This window comes from Microbulbifer sp. ABF4_143, assembly GCF_056160225.1.
Genome location: NZ_JBSWWT010000005.1, coordinates 122485 through 139905, shown reverse-complemented (window position 1 = coordinate 139905; position 17421 = coordinate 122485). Strand labels below are relative to the sequence as shown.

16 protein-coding genes are annotated in these 17421 nt (G+C 64.9%); 4 read left to right on the top strand and 12 right to left on the bottom strand.

Features of this window, described 5'->3' with window-relative positions:
- Positions 1-607: 607 nt before the first annotated feature.
- Positions 608-1078, bottom strand: a complete 471-nt coding sequence (locus ACXAF3_RS05755; RefSeq protein WP_475111336.1) for a GNAT family N-acetyltransferase — start codon at positions 1076-1078, stop codon at positions 608-610.
- Between the two features lie 58 nt (positions 1079-1136).
- Positions 1137-1856 (bottom strand): esterase/lipase family protein, encoded by a 720-nt coding sequence (locus ACXAF3_RS05750; protein ID WP_475111335.1) that lies wholly within the window; start codon positions 1854-1856, stop codon positions 1137-1139.
- Positions 1857-2045: 189 nt separating this feature from the next.
- On the opposite strand from ACXAF3_RS05750, the gene ACXAF3_RS05745 reads away from it, so the two are divergent.
- Both ACXAF3_RS05745 and ACXAF3_RS05740 read left to right on the top strand, forming a co-directional pair.
- Positions 2046-2513 carry an archease gene (locus tag ACXAF3_RS05745; RefSeq protein ID WP_475111334.1) on the top strand — a complete coding sequence of 156 codons (468 nt, stop codon included), beginning with the start codon at positions 2046-2048 and terminating at the stop codon, positions 2511-2513.
- Between the two features lie 10 nt (positions 2514-2523).
- Positions 2524-3957 (top strand): RtcB family protein, encoded by a 1434-nt coding sequence (locus ACXAF3_RS05740; protein ID WP_475111333.1) that lies wholly within the window; start codon positions 2524-2526, stop codon positions 3955-3957.
- Here the strand turns inward: ACXAF3_RS05740 and ACXAF3_RS05735 are convergent.
- On the bottom strand, positions 3947-5311 hold the full coding sequence (locus ACXAF3_RS05735) for a tetratricopeptide repeat protein (protein WP_475111332.1): 1365 nt from the start codon (positions 5309-5311) through the stop codon (positions 3947-3949). The genes ACXAF3_RS05740 and ACXAF3_RS05735 overlap by 11 nt on opposite strands.
- Positions 5312-5379: 68 nt before the next feature.
- Entirely contained in the window at positions 5380-5871 is a 492-nt protein-coding gene (locus ACXAF3_RS05730; protein ID WP_475111331.1) for a PH domain-containing protein, read from the bottom strand.
- Between the two features lie 185 nt (positions 5872-6056).
- Between ACXAF3_RS05730 and ACXAF3_RS05725 the strand changes: the two genes are divergently transcribed.
- Complete coding sequence (locus ACXAF3_RS05725) at positions 6057-6929, top strand: patatin-like phospholipase family protein (RefSeq protein ID WP_475111330.1); 873 nt, start codon at positions 6057-6059, stop codon at positions 6927-6929.
- Between the two features lie 42 nt (positions 6930-6971).
- Here ACXAF3_RS05725 and ACXAF3_RS05720 read toward each other — a convergent pair whose 3' ends face one another.
- Positions 6972-7523 (bottom strand): DUF1415 domain-containing protein, encoded by a 552-nt coding sequence (locus ACXAF3_RS05720; protein WP_475111329.1) that lies wholly within the window; start codon positions 7521-7523, stop codon positions 6972-6974.
- A gap of 10 nt (positions 7524-7533) precedes the next feature.
- On the bottom strand, positions 7534-8070 hold the full coding sequence (locus ACXAF3_RS05715) for a DUF2058 domain-containing protein (RefSeq protein WP_475111328.1): 537 nt from the start codon (positions 8068-8070) through the stop codon (positions 7534-7536).
- Positions 8071-8400: 330 nt separating this feature from the next.
- On the opposite strand from ACXAF3_RS05715, the gene gndA reads away from it, so the two are divergent.
- Positions 8401-9936 carry an NADP-dependent phosphogluconate dehydrogenase gene (gene gndA, locus ACXAF3_RS05710; RefSeq protein WP_475111327.1) on the top strand — a complete coding sequence of 512 codons (1536 nt, stop codon included), beginning with the start codon at positions 8401-8403 and terminating at the stop codon, positions 9934-9936.
- Positions 9937-9985: 49 nt separating this feature from the next.
- Here the strand turns inward: gndA and ACXAF3_RS05705 are convergent, their stop codons facing one another.
- From ACXAF3_RS05705 to ACXAF3_RS05680, 6 genes are all read right to left on the bottom strand, one after another.
- Positions 9986-10531, bottom strand: a complete 546-nt coding sequence (locus tag ACXAF3_RS05705) for a DUF4136 domain-containing protein (RefSeq protein ID WP_475111326.1) — start codon at positions 10529-10531, stop codon at positions 9986-9988.
- A 37-nt stretch (positions 10532-10568) separates the two neighbouring features.
- Positions 10569-13196, bottom strand: a complete 2628-nt coding sequence (locus tag ACXAF3_RS05700; RefSeq protein WP_475111325.1) for a S8 family peptidase — start codon at positions 13194-13196, stop codon at positions 10569-10571.
- 100 nt (positions 13197-13296) lie between these two features.
- Positions 13297-13950, bottom strand: coding sequence for a DUF899 domain-containing protein (locus ACXAF3_RS05695; protein WP_475111324.1), 654 nt, complete (start codon positions 13948-13950; stop codon positions 13297-13299).
- Positions 13951-14059: 109 nt separating this feature from the next.
- Positions 14060-15052 (bottom strand): recombination-associated protein RdgC, encoded by a 993-nt coding sequence (gene rdgC / locus ACXAF3_RS05690; protein WP_475111323.1) that lies wholly within the window; start codon positions 15050-15052, stop codon positions 14060-14062.
- Positions 15053-15191: 139 nt separating this feature from the next.
- Positions 15192-16262, bottom strand: coding sequence for an alkaline phosphatase D family protein (locus ACXAF3_RS05685; RefSeq protein ID WP_475111322.1), 1071 nt, complete (start codon positions 16260-16262; stop codon positions 15192-15194).
- Positions 16259-17389, bottom strand: coding sequence for an alkaline phosphatase family protein (locus tag ACXAF3_RS05680; protein WP_475111321.1), 1131 nt, complete (start codon positions 17387-17389; stop codon positions 16259-16261). The genes ACXAF3_RS05685 and ACXAF3_RS05680 overlap by 4 nt, the downstream gene beginning before the upstream one ends.
- Between the last annotated feature and the right edge of the window lie 32 nt (positions 17390-17421).

The window sequence follows — 17421 nt, the reverse complement described above, 5'->3', positions numbered from 1 at the left end:
TCATTCATCCATGTGTATAAATGACCAGTATTTTGGGCGAAGTAATTCGCAATGCAACACTCTGGCGCGAAAGAGCCCTTCTTATTTAGTGGGTGTCCTGATTAGGTCTTAGGTCTTTTAGTGGGTGTCCTGATTAGGTCCTTCTGATTAGGTCCTTTCTGATTAGGTCCTCTGATTAGGTCATCCTTCAATTCATGGGTGTCCATGATTCATCCTGCTGATTAGGTCGTCCTGATTAGGTCCGGTGGGTGTCCTGATTAGGTCCGTGTCCTGATTAGGTCCCTGATTAGGTCCATGGGTGTCCATGATTCATCTCCATGATTCATCCTGGGTGTCCATGATTCATCCATGATTCATCCATGATTCAATGATGATTCATGGTCGCGCATGGGTGTCCATGATTCAATTCATGGGTGTCCATGATTCACCTAATGATTCACCTATTCATGGGTGTCCATGATTCAGGTGTCCATGATTCATCCATCCATGATTCATCCATCCATGATTCACCTGCTTTTGGAGCCTGCTGTAGCGGCTCCCTTTTATTATGACTGGCCGGGGCGCTGGCTCGCGCTCTGACTGCCGATAGGGGTGTGGAGTCTATACCTTATTTTATCGCCGCCGCCTCGAGCAACATCTCGATATGGGGAATTCCATCTTCGTCGTAGGGCTCGGAGACCTGCTGGAAACCGAACTCCCGGTAGAAGCGTGCCAGATATTGCTGCGCGGATATCCTGATCGGAGCGCTCGGATACTCGCGCGCGGTGTGCGCTATAGCGCGCCGCATCAACTCCCTGCCGAGTCCGCTGCCGCGGGCCGATGCCGCCGTCAGCACGCGGCCGATAGACGGCTCCGCGTATTTCTCGCCGGGAAACACCACGCGCAGATAGGCCTGCAGTTCCGGCTGGCTGGCGTCAGCCCGCCAGGCGGCCAGGTGCCAAGCGCGCTGGTCTTTGCCGTCCGCATCCTGATAGGGGCAGTTTTGCTCCACCGTGAAGACTGCCTGCCGGACTCTGAGAATTTCATAGAGCTGTGCGGGGGTGAGTTCCGCGAAGCTCAGCCACTGCCAAAGGAGCATCTGTCACTGCCTTCTTCGTTATTCGGTGCGCGGGATAGGGCCTGTTTTTAACAGCCCGCTAGTTGGCGGCGGAAACCTGCGGCGTCGGCTTGAAGGCGCCGTGTTGCAGATAGTGAATCACCTGGCGGATGACCTTGTCATTTTTCATCATGAAGACATGGGTGACGGGCAGCTCGATATGGTCGTTCATGCCCTCCAGTTTGGTGCTTTCCACGGATACCTTGCCGTCGTCGGCGCCGGGGATCATCTGCGACAGGATCAGGTTGATACTGCGGGTGCCGGCGATGATGCCCACGTCGAAATTCGCGCCGCCGAGCCGGTTCGGGACGCTGAGTGCACCGGTGCCCAGCTGCAGGCCCGCATCGCCAAACACAAAGTGGAATCCGGGAAAATCCCCCAGCTTGTCCACCACTTCGCTACCTTTGTTGGGCGGCCCGAGCATCACCACACGCTTTAGGTTTTCAATCGGCACCCGGCTCAGGTATTGCCGCACCAGGATGCCGCCCATGGAGTGGGTGACGAAGTTGATGTCGCCGTGCCCCTGGCACTGGTCCAGGGCGGGCGCTATGGCGCTGCCGGCGAGTGTCTCGATGGGGAAGTCGGTGGAGGGATAGTCCACATTGACGGTGGTGAATCCGGCGGCGGAGATGGCCTTCTCCAGTTTGGCCATGGAGGCGTCGGACTTTCCCAGGCCGTGCAGCAGTATCACGCAGGCGGCGTGGCCGTTGGCCGACAGGCCCAACAGCGCCAGGGACAGGAAGGCGGCGGCTATCTTCATGAATTTGCCCATATTTTTTTGACGCAATGCAGTATGCGCAGTCGCGGGAATATTGCCAAGCCCGGGCGGGGGCCGAATACGTTGCGGGAAGAATTTGCCCGCGTTGGTGCATCGGCTAGATTTCAAAGATCAACCCCGAAAAAGCTGTCGCGAGCCCAGGGTGGACCGCGTCGGTGCCAGAGCAATGGATTGTCTTTCAGCGTCGTATTTTCTTTCCGCGGGGGCGCCGGCTTGAGTGCCCACTGGCAGCACTTCAGCCACGAGGCGGATATGGGCCTGCGCGGCTATGGAGAAACGGTGGCGCAGGCGTTCGAGCAGGCGGCGCTGGCACTGACCGCGACCATTACCGACCCGGCGCGGGTGGCGCCGCGGCAGTGTATCGATATCCACTGCGAAGCCGCGGACCCGGAGCTGCTGCTGGTGGACTGGCTGAACGCGCTGATCTACGAGATGGCCACGCGCAGGATGCTGTTTTCCAGTTTTGAGGTCACCCTGGCGGACGGCGGTCTGCGCGGCCGGGCCTGGGGCGAAGCGGTGGACAGAGAGCGGCACAGCCCCGCGGTGGAAGTAAAGGGCGCCACCTACACGGCGCTGAAGCTGGAGCGGCAGAAGAGTGGCGACTGCGACTGGCTGGCGCAGTGCATCATCGATGTGTGAGTGGAGAACAATGAGCGGCAAATATCCCCTGGAACGCGAATCCGAATTCAGCTGGCGTATAGACCCCACCGGCAAGATGCGCGTGCCCGGCATTATCTACGCCGACGAGGCACTGATCGGGCAGATGGACGACAAGGTGTTCGAGCAGCTGTGCAATGTGGCGAGCCTGCCGGGCATAGTGCAGGCGGCCTACGCGATGCCCGACGCCCACTGGGGCTACGGTTTCCCGATCGGCGGCGTGGCGGCCTTCGACCCGGACGAGGGCGGCGTGGTTTCCGCCGGCGGCGTCGGCTTCGATATCTCCTGCGGCGTGCGCGCGCTGCGCACCGGGCTCACCGTCGACGACATAGAGCCGCTCAAGAAGCGGCTGGCGGATGTGCTCTTCAGGCAGGTGCCGGTCGGCGTCGGCAGCACCGGGCGCATCCACCTGAACGACAAGGGCATGACCGCGATGCTGAAGGGCGGCGCGCGCTGGGCGGTGGAGCAGGGCTACGGTGTGCCGGAAGACCTGCAGCATATCGAGGAAATGGGCTGCATGGCCGGCGCGGACCCGGGAGAGGTGTCCGCCCGGGCGCGCAAGCGCCAGTGCGACGAGATGGGCACCCTCGGTTCCGGCAATCACTATCTGGAAGTGCAGCGGGTAGCGGAAATCTACGACCGGCGCATCGCCACCGCCTTCGGCCTGAACGAGAACGACGTGGTGATCTTTATCCACTGCGGCTCCCGCGGTCTCGGCCACCAGATAGGCACCGAGTTCCTTAAGTACATGGTGCTGTCGGCCAGCAAGCACGGCATAGAATTGCCGGACCGGGAGCTGGCCTGTGCGCCGATCCACTCCGAGCTGGGCCAGGCCTATCTCGGCGCCATGCGCGCCGGTATCAACTGCGCGCTCGCCAACCGCCAGATCATCACCCACCTGACGCGGCAGGTGTTCGCGGAGGTGCTGCCGAAGGCGGATCTGACGCTGATTTTTGACGTGTCCCACAACACCTGCAAGGTGGAGACTCACCTGGTGGAGGGGCGAAAGCGCAAACTCTACGTGCACCGCAAGGGCGCCACCCGCGCCTTCGGCCCCGGTCACCCGGAGATTCCCGAGACACTGCGCGCGGTGGGCCAGCCGGTGCTGATCGGCGGTTCCATGGGCACCGAGTCCCATATCCTCGCCGGTACGGAAGAGGGTACGGAGCTGTCGTTCAACTCTGCCTGTCACGGCGCCGGCCGCGCGATGAGCCGCCACAGGGCCACCAAGCTGTGGCAGGGCCGCTCGCTGATAGACCAGCTGGCGGACCGCGGCATCGTGATCCGCAGCCCGTCGATGCGCGGCGTGGCCGAGGAGGCGCCCGGGGCCTACAAGGATGTGCGCGCGGTGGTGGATGCGGCCGAGAGGGCGGGGCTCGCGCGCAAGGTGGCGCGGCTGGAGCCGCGGGTCTGTATCAAGGGTTGAGGCGGCCCCCATTCCCTGAGGGCGCTATTCGCGTTGCGGCGGTGCCGACCGCCCGCTGCAGCAGATGGCGGTTTGCCGCGCTGTCGGGTTTCAGTGCCAGGCGCTCGTTGGCCAGTGCCTCCGCCAGGTCCTTCATTCCGGCGCGCAGCGCCGCCTCGCTCAGCGTCCAGTCGATGATATCCCGTTGCGCATGGCTGCCACCGAACCCCCTGGGGATATGGCGCGCGCCGTGCAGGTGTTCCACCGCCCTGCGGTAGTCGCCGCGCCAGAAGGCGCTGAAGCCCTCGATCAGCGGCAGGCCCGTGCGCCAGGCCCAGCGGGCCACGTCGCTGTCGTTGCCGCGGGCGGCGCGGATGCTGTTGACGATACGCTCCACCTCCGCATCGCGCCCGGCGCCGAGAAAGGCCATGGCCGCGTGCCAGTCGTTGAACGGGTAGTGGCGGCCGTCGGCGTGCTCCTCCCAGGCGCGGGCCAGATCCTGCCAGCGCTCGCCCAGTTCTAGATTGCCGAGGGCGAGCCGCCAAAGCAGCGCCGAGGCGTCCACCAGATCCAGGGCCATGGCGCTGCGCGGGCCGCGCACGAAGTCGTCGTAAATCGCCAGCGCCTGCGACCACTGTTCCAGGTCCAGGTGGTACAGGGCCCTGTGCCACCAGTTGTGCACGCGAAAGAAGTTGTCCGCGCCGGCCCAGAAGGGCTCGCGGCTTTCCATCCACGCCACCCCCTCTTCGGCGCGGCCCTGCATCTCCATTACATGGGCCACCGCGTGGTGGGCCCAGCAGTCGAAGGGTTCCAGTTCCAGCGCGCTGCGCCCGTAGTCCTCCGCGCGCCCGTAGTCGGCGCACTCCTCCAGGCCGAAGGCGTACATGCCCAGCAGCATCGAGTAGGCGGGAATCTCCGCGGACCAGTGGGGCAGGATCCGCGCAATGCGATCGCGCAGGTCGCGGGTGCCGGCGCGGTAGAAATCCACCAGGTGTCCGCACTGAATCCCGATCAGGTCGTGAGGATACTGCGCGTTGTGATAGTCGAGCGCCAGCGCGGCCCGGTGCCAGTTGCCGGCCAGCAGTGCCGTGAGCGCGGCGATATGGGACTGCGCGCGCGCATCCAGCGGCAGCGATCTGGCCCGCAGCACGCATCTCTGCGCCTCCAGTGCGGCGGCGGGTTCGGTGGCGACGGCGAGGATATAGGCCTTGAGGATATAGGCGTGCGCAAACTGCGGCGCCTGCTGTATCGCCTCTTCCAGCGGCGAGAAGGGATCGCCGCGGTACAGGTTGAAGGCTTCCAGCGATTCGCAAAAGCGGTCTGCGGCCGTGGCGGTGGCGCCGGGAAGGGGGTTGCCCTGTCGATCGGTCAACATAGCGGCGGTTGGCCTGTTCGGGGGTTCCCCAAAAGTGTAGGCCGGGCGCGCGCACCTGCCGCGGCGGCTCAGTTCCGGCCCAGGGACTCGATGAACTGCTGCGGTCTGTCGGGGGTGACCACCAGGGTGCGCTCCGGGAACTTCAGCACCACCGCTTTCGTCATATCGGTGGCGAAGGCGCGGTAGCGGCCCAGGCGCTGGTTGCGGAGCAGGCCGGTAAAACCGAACAGGCCGCCGTTGCCGAACAGGCGGACCGAAGCCCGCATGGCCTCGGGATCGACTCTGGCCTCGCTCAGGTTTCGCAGCGGGATTCGGGTCTTCCAGCCGGGGCGGAGAATCAACAGCGTTCCCTTCTCGATTCTGTAGCCGCGTATCGCAAAGAAGGCGCTCAAAAGGAGGATGGCGGGCGGCAGGAGAATGGACAGGGTATAGAGGTGCGAGTGGAGCTCCGGTGCCTTGCCGATCAGCAGCAGCGGAATGCCGACCAGAACCAGTGTCGACAGCGCCGTAATCCATTTCAGCTGGCGGCTCCAGGGGGCTCGAAACTCGATCTTCTGCATGGCTGTCGTGATCCTGCTGGTAGGCGGTTTGCACTCAATAGCGGCTCGGCAATGTGGATCGCCGGGGCAATCATACCGCCCGGGCGACGCTGGGCGAAATAGACAGTTATTCTGGTCGGATAATCTCGCGGGCCTGACTTTACAATGGCAGCGAAGTGTTGCAACAGCGGTTTCTGGCGATGGAGATGGAAGTTTCCGCAACGGGCAAAAGATCTGCCCTGGTCGTAGAGGGCGGCGCGATGCGCGGCATTTTCGCCGCGGGCGTGCTGGACGCATTTATCGAATCGGACTACGCGCCGTTTGATTTCGCGATCGGCGTATCCGCCGGCTCGACCAATCTGATCGGCTACCTGGCCGGGGATCACGGCCGCAGCCGCAGGATACTGCTGGACCACGCGCGGCGCGCCGATTTCATCGACTGGCGGCGCTACCTGAAAGGCGGGCACTTCTGCGATGTGGGCTGGCTGTGGCACGCCTCCTACGACGAGGTGCCGCTGAATATTCAGCGCTATCTCGGCAGGGGGGTGCCCCTCTATGCGGTGACCACCAGTATCCAGACCGGGCAGGCCTGCTACCTGAAGGTCACGGCGGAAAATATGCACGAAGTCTTCCCGGCCTCCTGCGCCATTCCGCTCTTCTATCGCGAATTCCCGCGTGTCGACGGCGAGCCGATGACCGACGGCGGACTGGCGGACTCGATTCCGGTGATCCGCGCCTATGAGCAGGGCGCGCGGGAGATCACGGTGATACTGTCGCGCCCGCTCGGCTATAGAAAACGCGAGAGCCCGGCGCCGAAGCTGATGAAGCAGTTTTTCCACGAGCACGCGCGCCTGTTCGAGGCGGTGCTCGACAGGGCGGCGCGCTACAACCGCGCGCTGGACTTTATCCAGTCGCCCCCAGAGGACTGCCGCGTCCGGGTCATCGCGCCGCCGGCGGATTTCCCGGTCAGCCGTTTTACGCAGGAGGCGGAACTGCTGGAGCGGGGCTACCAGTGCGGCAGGGAGGCGGGATTCGAGCACCTGCGCGCGGAAAGCCCGCCCATACCACTCAACACCTGAGTGCCGATGCCGCTATCTCCGGTATCGGTGCAGGCTGGGCAATCAGCGAAACAGGTAGGGAAAGAGCGCGCGTTTCTGCGCCTCGCTCAGGCCCTCTACCCGGCGGATATTCTTCTCCGGAATCGCGTCCGGATCCGGGTACTTCTCCAGAACCTGTTCGATGCTGGCCTCGCGCAGCAGGTGCAGTATCGGGTAGGGGGCGCGGTTGGTCAGGTTCTCCGCGTCTTCCGGCTGGGTGCCGGCGAACTGGTAGTGGGGGTGAAAGCTGGCCAGCTGGTAGATACCGGTGTAGCCGTGGCGCTCGATCAGCCACTCGGCCAGGTCGAGAAACTGATTGTAGTCGGCGAAGTCCCGCAGGTGCCCGGGAATGATCAGCAGCGTGGTTTCCAGCTCCTCGGCGGGTGTGCTGTCCAGCAGGCGCATCTCCAGCAGCAGTTCTGCCAGCAGCGATTCGTCGTCCCGCGCCTGGCTGACTGCAAAGCGGATCTGCCCCGCGCGCATCGGTTTGCGCGCAAAGGGGCAGAGGTTCAGGCCGACCACCACATCGGCGAGCCACTGCCGCACCGCCGCGACGATTTGCTGTTCCGCTGACAAGGGCGGCCCCTCACCACATCAGGTCGTCGGGAATCTGGTAGTCCGCGTAGGGATCGTCCTCGTCCACCGCGGCGCTGTCCGCCGCCGGCTGCACCACGATATTTGGGTCGCGCTCGGCGATCTTGTCGGCGATGACCCGCGGCACCAGTTCGAACTGCTCGTCCAGGCCGACGATCACCAGCCGCCCCGCCACCAGGTGGTCGCGCACTGCCTCGCTCACGTAGAGAGTCTTGATCTTCCTGTCGAAGGTGAAGTTGTAGGCGATATCGCCGTTGCCCTTGGGCTGCTTGTTGCTGGCGACCATCTGTCTGATCTGCGCGGCTATGGCCTTCTGCTGTGCGGCCGCCTCGCGCTCGGCGTTCAGGGCGCGGTCCCTGGCCGCCTTCTCGGCGCGGGCCCTCTCTACCGCCGCCCTGGTTTCGTCCACCTGCGGCTGTGCGGACTTCTTGGCGACTTTCTGCTGCTTGCGCTTTTCCTTGCTGATCTGCTTGGCTTTCTTGCTGTCGACGAGGCCGGCTTTCAGCAGCTGGTCTTGCAGTGAGGACATGGTTGTAGTTCCTGCCAGTTCGGTAGTGGCCGGGCCCTCCGGCGTGAAGTTCTGTCGGCGCGGGTGACTGGTCAGCCGGCCTTTGGCGCCGGCACTTGGGGGGAGTGCCGGAGCGCATTTTAACCGATGCCGGCGCCCGGTCGATACCGCGGGGTGGCGCCTGCGACCGCCCCCGGGGGGGGTTACCCGGGATTGGCCGCGTCGGCGCGCAGAGACAAGTTTATACTCAGCAGGGAAGAAAATTAGGTCGGGCATTGGCTCTCCCGGCGGTGTGCGCGGATTGCTATACTCCGCGCCCCAATTGTCTGACCACAAAAGGCGGAGCTATCCATGTCTGATTCACTGCGCGACGATTCACTCTGCGATATAGGCTTTATCGGCGCGGGGGTGATGGGCAAGAACCTGATTCTGAACCTGGCCGACAACGGCTACAGGGTCTGCGCCTACGACCTGGATCAGAACCGCGTCAACGCCCTGCTGGAGCAGGACGAACGAGAGCGGGGTGATCAGCCGCCGCGGGTGCTGGCCTGTAACTCCTACACCGAACTGCTGGCCAGGGTGAAGGCGCCGCACTTGATCATCCTGTCGGTACCGGCTGGCGCGCCGGTGGACGATGTCTGCAACAAGCTGCTGGATGCGGGCCTGAAGGCCGACGATATCGTCGTCGATACCGGCAACAGCCTCTGGACCGACTCGGTGGAGCGCTGCAAGCGCTACGAGGGCAGGCTGATTTTCTTTACCACCGCCGTGTCCGGCGGCGAAGTCGGTGCGCGCTTCGGGCCTTCGCTGATGCCGAGTGGCGACCCCTACGCCTGGAGCCGCATCGAGCCCGTGTGGCACGCGATCGCGGCCAAGGTGGATCCGGCCAGCGGCGAGCCGATCGAGCGTTTCGAGCCGGGCAACCCGGTCAAAGAGGGCGAACCCTGCGCCGCCTATATCGGCCCGATAGGCTCGGGCCACTATGTGAAGATGGTACACAACGGCATCGAGTACGCCGATATGCAGATGATCTGCGAGGCCTATCATGTGATGCGCAGCGCGCTGGTCATGTCGCCGGCGGAGATAGCGGCGGTGTTCCGCGAGTGGAACCGGGGGCCGCTGAACAGCTATCTGATCAATATCAGCGCCGAGGTGCTGGACACGGTGGATTCGGAGACGGGCCTGCCGCTCGTGGACGTGATTCTGGACCGCGCCGGACAGAAGGGCACCGGCCTGTGGACCGCGGTCAGCAGCCTGCAGGTGGGCTGCCCGGCGCCGAGTATTGCCGAGGCGGTCTACGCGCGCGCCCTGTCCACGCGCAAGGTGCTGCGCACCCGCGCGGCGAAGAAGCTGCAGGGGCCGGCGCTGCAGCCGCTCGCGCCGGAGAAACGCGCCGGGGCGATAGCGCAGCTGCACGACGCCCTCTACTGCGCCAAGATCTGCGTCTACGCCCAGGGTTTCGACCTGATGAAGCTGGCGGCGCGGGAGCAGGGCTGGCAGCTGAACTTCGCCGAGATAGCGCGCATCTGGCGCGCCGGCTGTATTATCCGCGCGGTGTTCCTGCAGTCCATCAGCGATGCCTACGAGCGCGACGGCAAGCTCTCCAACCTGCTGCTGGATGACTTCTTTGCCGAACAGATTGCCGACAACCAGGGCAACTGGCGCCGCGCGGTGGCGGATGCGACCCTGAACGGCATCCCGGTACCGGCGCTGTCTTCGGCACTCAGCTATTACGACGCCTTCCGCAGCGAGTCCCTGCCGGCCAACCTGCTGCAGGGGCAGCGGGATTTCTTCGGCGCGCACACCTTCTCGCGCAACGATCGCCCGGAGCCGCAGAAATACCACGTGCAGTGGAGTGTGCCGGGGCGCCCGCTGGTGGAGATCTGAGTGCGGCGGCGCTCTCTGCGCGGTGCTGCCCGCCCGCAATGCGGCGGCTTCAGCGGCTGCGGGGGACGGGGAATTTTCTGAATATCTCGTCGACGGCCGCCGCCAGGGTCGCGCGCGGATTCGCCATCATCTTCTGGGTAATCCGCCCTTGGGTCCGGCCCCGCCAGATCATTTTTTTCTGGCGCACATCGAGTATATCGATGGTCAGGCGGCCCTCGGTATATTCGTCGATATCCGTCGCGTGGCCCGGTGGCAGCTGCCGGTAATACTCCACCAAAAACGGATAGCGGGCCGCGGCGCCGCCGGTGGTGCCCGAGACTCCGCGCACCTTCAGCCGCTTTTCCGTCTGTACCGACAGGCTCACCAGCAGGTCCGGGTCGCCGCTCTGCACCATGCCGCGGGCATTGAGTTGGCGCGCCACTTCCGTCTTCAGGATCGACTTCACCTGTGAGTGGGCGCCGCTTTCCGGCACAAAGCCGAAGCTTTTGTACTCGCCCCAGCGGGCCCCGCCGGAGGCGGCGGAGGTCGCCGGATTGTCGGCGCAGCCGGCCAGCAGCAGGGACAGCAACAGTGCGGCGCCTATCCAGATCCTCATACGCGGTGCTCCATAAAACGGGTTTCCGTGTTTGAGCTTAGTCGAGGATACGCAGGACTCTGAATCCCCCCGGCCGCTTGCCGCGGCCCGCCGCGCCGCCGGCGCTGGCCTGCACATCGCCGAAATAGCTCGCGACCAGGCTGAGCCCCGGCAGGTCCCGCTCCAGTGTAAAGCTTTCCGCCCCGCCGGCGGGGTGGAAGGCGCAGGCCTCGCCCGGCTCGCAGATGGTGCCGTTGCCGTTCAGGTCGGAGCCGGCGGCGATGGCGTAGTCGCCGGGCGCCACGCCGCTGAACTCGAATGGGTAGGCGCCGTCTTGCGTCGACATGTCCAGCTGCTGCAGGGTTTCGTAGTCGCCGTTGCCGAGGGGTTTCAGCAGCAGGATATACAGGTGCCCGGCGTAATGGCCGCTGCTGCTGTGGCCCACCTGCATATTGACCGGCAGGTGGAAATCGTCGGCGCCGTTGATCGAAAAGACCACCTGGCTGTTGTAGATGCCGTCGGGCAGTCCGCTGCGATCCACGCTGATCCGGTAGCTGCCGAAGCCGTTGGCGTCCACGGATACCGCTTCGACGCCGGTGATCCAGCTGGCGTCCTCCCCGGCGGCGGCCACCGAGGCGCCGGCGGCGCCGATATTTTCGATCGTCACTTCCAGCGCATCGTGGATATCGGCGAAATTCAGTTCCTCCGGCGTGGCCCGGATCACCGGTTGGGTGATTTCCGCGGTGGCGGCCTGCACCGCCTTGTAGGCGTCCAGCAGGCCGTGGCCGTAAACCGGGTCGCGCCCCGCCTCGCCCAGGTCGCGGGTGAGCTGGCCGCTGGCCAGTAGCGCGTCTACATCGTCCGGCGTCAGGGCCGGATTGACGGCCTTCATCAGCGCGAAGACCGCGGCGGCGTGGGGGCTCGCCATGGAGGTGCCCTGCAGGCTGGCGTAGCCGGCGGTTTTCGCCGCGCTTTCGTCGACATAGGTGCTCAGTACGCCGTCGCTGAAGCCGTCGCCGTTGGCGTCGGCGGTCATATCGCCGCCGGGGGCGGCCAGGTCGACCCAGTCGCCAAAGTTGGAGTAGGGGGCCTTGTCGCCGTTGAAATCGGTGGCGCCGACCGCGATGACGCCGTCCATGGCCGCCGGATAGACCCTGGTGCTGCTGTTGTCGTTGCCGGCTGCGGCCACCAGGATAACGCCCTGTTCGCGCGCCCGGTTGAGGGCCTCCTGCAGTGTCTGCGACAGGCCCTGGCCGCCGAAGCTCATATTGATTACGTCCGCCCTCCGCTCCGGCAGCGCGCCTGAGGCGTTTTCCAGCCCGGCGGCGTAGAGCACCGCCTGGGCCACGTCGTAGCTGTTGCCGCCGGAGACCCCCAGCACCCGCAGCGGCATGATGCGGGTCTGCCAGCCGGCGCCGGCCACACCTTCGGTGTTGTCGCTGGCCGCGCCGGCGGTGCCGGCCACATGGGTGCCGTGCCAGGAGCTGCGGTTTTGGAATGCCTGGTCGCCCTCGTCCTCCGGATCCGGGTCCCTGCCGTCGCCGTCGCGGGCGCTGTCCGCATCGCTGATAAAGTCGTAACCGTCCACCAGCTTGCCGTCCAGGTCCGGGTGTTCGCTGAAGATGCCGGTGTCCAGCACCGCGACTACGACGTCTCCGCTGCCGCTGGTGATATCCCAGGCCTCGGGTAGGTTAATGCTGCGGTAGTGCCACTGGCGCAGGTAGAGGGGATCGCTGGGGGCGCGCAGGGCGCGGTAGCGGTAGTTGGGCTCCGCGTAGGCCACCTCGGGGTCCGCCTGCAGGGTCTTCAGCGCCATCAGGGTGTGCAGCTTCTCCAGCGTGCGGGCGCTGGCACCGGGGTGGGCGCGGGACAGCGGCGACAGCCGCGGCGCTTTGGAGAGGGCTTCCGCCAGGCGCTGGCGGCGCGGCAGCCCGGCGCCCGCGCGGCTCTGTGGCTGCAGCTCACCGCCCTTGTTTTTCCATTGCACGATCAGTTCGCCGGGGACAAAGTCGTCGCCCACCGACGGGGTGGAGAGCAGGGCGCCGCGGTCGTCGCTGCTGTCTATCTGCAGCGTGTAGCCGCTGATGCCGGCCTCGGCGTGCACCCGCAGCAGGAAATCGCCGCTCGCCGGGACCCGGATCGACTCCTCTGCGCTGAGGGCGCCGGTGCTGGAGGCAACCGGATTGTCGGCGTCGCCGGCGGTGTAGAGGTAGAGATCCAGATCGTTTTCGAGCGGCGACAGCAGCTTGTGCGCGTGTACGCTGAGGCGGATGCGCTGGCCCTCGGACAGGGACAGGCGGAACCAGTCGTCTGTGTCGCCGGTGTCCTTGAATCTGTGCCCCGCCTCGCCGCTGCCCCGGGCGCTGGCGAAGCCCCCCAGCACCACCGGGTTGCCGAGCGGCTGCGCCTCTTGTGGGGTATTGTTGGTTTGGAACGGCGCCCACGGGTCGTTGCTGTCGGAATCCGTATCGCTGAAGCGCTCGGCGCGGACGCTGCCGGCTATGCGGTGGCCGCTGGCCCCGCCGTCACCCGGCTGGTCGCCGCCGTCGTTCCCGCCACCCGTGTCACCGCCGCTGCCGCCGCCGTTCTGTGTCGCGGCGGGCGAGGAATTGCCTCCGCCCCCGCCGCCACAGGCGCCGAGGGAGAAAAGCAGGGTGGCGAGCAGGAGTCTGGCGAGTGGCTTCATGGCGGTGGGGCTGTCTGGTCTGATGTTATCGGTCCGCTGTTTCGACAGAGGTTGCCGACGGATGATCCCAAATGCCCGGCCCCGGCTCAACCGGGCGAGGTCAGTCTCCGCATGCGTCGTGCAGGCGCCACCACTGGTAGGGGGCGTCCTGGGGCCAGCCCATTGGTGAGTCCTCCCATTTCTCCTGTCGGCCGAGTGGGGTCAGGTCCAGGAAGGTCCAGTTGCTGCCCAGAGTCTCCACGCCGCGGCCGCTGGTGTGGTAGGTGTGAAAGACCCGGTCGCCGTCGCGCAGAAAGACGTTCAGCCCGAAGCCGCCGTGGATGTCGAAGTCCGGATTGAAATTGTCGAGGCTGGAGTACCAGGGAACACTCCAGCCCATGCGCTGCCGGAATGCCTCGATTTCCGCTATCGGGGCGCGGGATACCAGTGCCAGCGAGGTGTCGCGGGCGTGCAGGTGCGCCAGATGGCCGATATTGTCGACGAACATGCAGCAGCCGGAGCAGGGGCTTTTGTCGGCGGGCTTCAGCATATGGTGGTAGACGATCAGCTGGCGGCGGCCGCTGAATAAGTCAGGCAGCCCCACCCGGCCGCCGGGGCTTTCGAAGGCGTACGCCTTCTCTACGGCGACCATCGGCAGCCGGCGCCGCTCCGCGGCCAGCGCATCCCGCGCGCGGGTGGCCGCCTTCTCCTTCACCAGCAGCCGCTCGCGCGCGGTTCGCCATTCGGTTCTGGAAACGATTTTGGGCAGGGACATGGCATTCTCCTTGTCGGTCAGTACCCGAGCTGGTCGAACGGGGGCGGCGCAAATCGACAGCTGCTTTCCGCAAGGAGAGGTTTTTGTCGGGCGATAAACCGCCGCAAAATCAGAAAACCACTTCCTCCACTTCGGCGGCCGCCTGCTCCGCCTCGGCGCGGCCGGCCCGGGCGACGATTTCCTCGACGCTGGCGGACTCGGTATTGGCGCCGCCGAAGGCGGCCAGCAGATCCTTCAGCAGCGCGGAGATCTCCAGAGTCATCACCGAGAAATCCGCGTCGAAGCGCTGGGCGGCGTTTTCGGTATCGGCGCTGTCGGCCTTCTCGATCAGTTCGTCGCCGAACTTCAGTTTCTTGATCGCCAGCTGGTCGTCGACGATAAACTCGACGCCGCCGCGCCAGAGGAGTCCCAGCTTGTGCACCTGCAGGCCGGCCACCAGGTGGTTGTGGATCTCCTCGGCGCACAGGTCCTGGTTCTTGCAGCGGATCACGCTGCCGCTGTCCTTCGGATCGCGCAGCTCGCACTCGTGGCCGAACTCGAAGCGGGCCGGCGCCTCCGGTGCGGAGAGCCATTGGGTCATGGTCTGCTGCGGCACATTCCTGGCCGCCAGCGGCACCACCGCCAGGCTGCTGATCGCTTCGCGCAGATTCTCCAGCAGTTCCTCGGCGGCCGAGGCCGAGGAGGCGTCCACCACCACCCAGCCGTCCTTAGGCGCGATATAGGCGTACTGCAGGCGCGATCTGGCGAAGGCCTTGGGGCGCATCTCCAGCAGTACCTCGTCTTTCAGGTTCTGCCGCTCCTTGCGCCCCACCTGGCGCGCCTCCTTCTCGGAGATGGCCTGGGCCAGCTCCTCGACCTTCTCGTTGACCACCGCGGCCGGAATGACCTTCTCCTGCTTCTTGGCGCAGACCATCAGGTAGCCGTTGGCCGCGTGCACCAGCTGGCTGCCGTGGCGCCCCAGCGGCGGCACCCAGCCGTAGCGGGCCGCATCCTGGCTGCCGCAGGGCACGAAGGCCTGCAGCTCCAGCAGTTCGTTCAGTTTTTCGGCAGTGAGGGTGAATTCCCTGGTGAGGCGGTAGACGCGCAGATTCTTAAACCACATACATCGGGCCACTTGTTCGGTTGTTCTTGAGCGGCCGGCAATTATGCGGAATGTGTGCGGGTACGGCCAGGGACTCTGTCCGCAATCGGGGAGAAAAAACGGGTGGGCGACAGTTTAACCCGGCAATCACCATGCCGGATCAGCGGTAGGGCGAAAGCCGAGAAAGTTGCACCGCCTGTGAGAGTACCACGGTGCCCGCAGTGTCCTTGAGGCTGATCGTCACCTGCGGATCTTCCCTGTCCCAGTCGATATCGATGACCCCGTAGTTGGCCGCATTGTAGGCCTGGCCGACGCGGTGCCGGTTGGGGCTGACCTTTTTCCAGGTCTCGGTGAGCCCCGACGAGGTCAGCTCCAGCAGCGGGTAGGCGACGGCATCCTCCACCCGGCTCAGTTCGCCCCAGTGGGTGTCGCCGCTGACAATGATCACACCGTTGACCCGGTGTTTGTCGATCAGTTTGAACAGCCGCTCGCGCTCGTGGGGAAAGTTGGCCCAGGATTCCCAGCCGCTAAACTCCGGCAGCAGCTGCAGACTGGAGGCGATGATCCTGATTTCCGCCGGGCGCTGCAGCTCCGCTTCCAGCCACTGCCACTGGCGCTCGCCGAGCATGGTTTTGCTTCGATCGGTATGCGGCAGATAGGGGCCGAGATTTTTCCGCGACCGCCACAGCCGGTAGCGGATCGGGTTGACACTGAGAATCCGGTCGCGGTTCCAGCGCAGGTCCGGCATGATGATCTGTACCCGTTTGCCCTCGGGGCCGTATAAGTAGCTGGTGTAGATGCCGTCCGGCCGCGCGCGCCGCGGGGAGTCGGCCGGTTCCCGGAAGAAATCCAGCATCAGCTCGCGCGAGGCCTGCTTCTGCGGGTATTCCCTGCCCGCATCATTCTCACCGTAGTCGTGGTCGTCCCAGATGGCGACGACCGGTGTCTGTGCACGCAGTTGTTTGAAGCCCTCTATAGCGTCCAGTTGCCGGTACTTGTCCGCCAGCAGTGCCATATCCTCAGTATCGCCATAGACATTGTCGCCGAGCATCATAAAAAGTTGCGGCCGCTCCGCGTTGATGGCCTTCCAGATCGGCTGCGGTTTGTTTTGGTTGGAGCAGGAGCCGAAGGCGATGCGCTGCAGCGGATCCGTGTCGCCGGCGGCAGCGGCCGGGGGGAGCTGGAAAATCAGGAGCAGGGCGCAGACCAGTGTGTGCCAGTTCAATGTCATTTCAAAATCGCCTCTATGGCCGCGCCGATATTGCGATCGAAATCGTCGGGCTTTTGCCCGAGTAATCTCAGGGCGGTCGCCGTCACCTGATTCTGATAGAGGGGATCGCCCGCGGACGCTTCGCCGATGTTGCGGATATCCGGCCCCAGTGCCGCTATCCAGATTTCATCGCTACCGGCGATACCACTGCGGAATGTCGTCAAGTCGTCGAAGTGGTGTTTGACTGCCTGTTCGCTCGCGTGGTGCGGCCAAGTGTCTGCGTCGCGGCCGCGGCCGTGATCGACGGTGATGAGCAAGTTGGTATTGTCCCGGTAGTTGTCCAGGGACTGCAGCGTCTGCCACAAGTCCGCGAGGAAGGCGTCGGCGCGGTGCGCGGCGCGCAGGTATTGGTGGTATTCCCCATCGTGGGCGAAGTCGTCCGTCTCTCCGAGAGCGATGTAGAGCAACCGCGGTTTGTGTTGCAGCAGGTACTCCCGGGCGAATCCATAGGTGAAGGCGTCCAGGCGCACATTCGCCCAGGGGCTCGGCGTCTGCGCCTGCAGTTCGTTCAGGAAGCGGGCGCGCGCGGAAAGACCGGCCCAGTCGGCGCGCTCGAAGCCGGCATTGACATAGACGCCGCTGCGCTCGCGGTTGATGATGGCCGGAAATACGTCCCAGCTGCCGAAGGCGGCCACTTTGCCGGAAAATTCGGCCTGCGCATTCAGCCACTCCAGAAACGTCCTGTTGCGGTTGGCAATGGCCTTGTTGGAATGGATCTCCGGATCCGCGCGCCCGGTCAGAATCTCGTTGTAGCCGGGGTAGGAGAACCACCAGGGATTGCTCACGTTGACGGTGGAGCCCCGCCAGCGGTTGCCGAGCAGGGCGCCGCGTTTGTGCACGGCGCTCCACAGGAAGGGCATCAGTTTGCGGCGCCTCACCTCGGCGGTGTCTCCGCCGAAGTCCCCGCGCAGGCTTTGTGGGTGTTCGGTGATACGGTCGTTGTGCAGCAGCGCCTCGTCGTAGCCGGCGAAGACCTCCTGCCAGCGCAGGCCGTCCAGTGTGACCACGACCAGGTTGTCCGCGCAGTAGGCCGCGGCACTGAAAAGCAGCATCGGCAATGTAATTGCGGTGAGAAGAATTTTTTTCACGAAGACTCCACGGAAAAACGGCGGGTGGTGGG

Bases quoted from the DNA above. Each gene is read 5' to 3' on its own strand.
- ACXAF3_RS05685 (WP_475111322.1), bottom strand. From the start codon at position 16,262: ATGACATTGAACTGGCACACACTGGTCTGCGCCCTGCTCCTGATTTTC.
- ACXAF3_RS05755 (WP_475111336.1), bottom strand. From the start codon at position 1,078: ATGCTCCTTTGGCAGTGGCTGAGCTTCGCGGAACTCACCCCCGCACAG.
- rdgC (WP_475111323.1), bottom strand. From the start codon at position 15,052: ATGTGGTTTAAGAATCTGCGCGTCTACCGCCTCACCAGGGAATTCACC.
- ACXAF3_RS05750 (WP_475111335.1), bottom strand. From the start codon at position 1,856: ATGAAGATAGCCGCCGCCTTCCTGTCCCTGGCGCTGTTGGGCCTGTCG.
- ACXAF3_RS05725 (WP_475111330.1), top strand. From the start codon at position 6,057: ATGGAAGTTTCCGCAACGGGCAAAAGATCTGCCCTGGTCGTAGAGGGC.
- ACXAF3_RS05700 (WP_475111325.1), bottom strand. From the start codon at position 13,196: ATGAAGCCACTCGCCAGACTCCTGCTCGCCACCCTGCTTTTCTCCCTC.
- ACXAF3_RS05735 (WP_475111332.1), bottom strand. From the start codon at position 5,311: ATGTTGACCGATCGACAGGGCAACCCCCTTCCCGGCGCCACCGCCACG.
- gndA (WP_475111327.1), top strand. From the start codon at position 8,401: ATGTCTGATTCACTGCGCGACGATTCACTCTGCGATATAGGCTTTATC.
- ACXAF3_RS05730 (WP_475111331.1), bottom strand. From the start codon at position 5,871: ATGCAGAAGATCGAGTTTCGAGCCCCCTGGAGCCGCCAGCTGAAATGG.
- ACXAF3_RS05705 (WP_475111326.1), bottom strand. From the start codon at position 10,531: ATGAGGATCTGGATAGGCGCCGCACTGTTGCTGTCCCTGCTGCTGGCC.
- ACXAF3_RS05740 (WP_475111333.1), top strand. From the start codon at position 2,524: ATGAGCGGCAAATATCCCCTGGAACGCGAATCCGAATTCAGCTGGCGT.
- ACXAF3_RS05715 (WP_475111328.1), bottom strand. From the start codon at position 8,070: ATGTCCTCACTGCAAGACCAGCTGCTGAAAGCCGGCCTCGTCGACAGC.
- ACXAF3_RS05695 (WP_475111324.1), bottom strand. From the start codon at position 13,950: ATGTCCCTGCCCAAAATCGTTTCCAGAACCGAATGGCGAACCGCGCGC.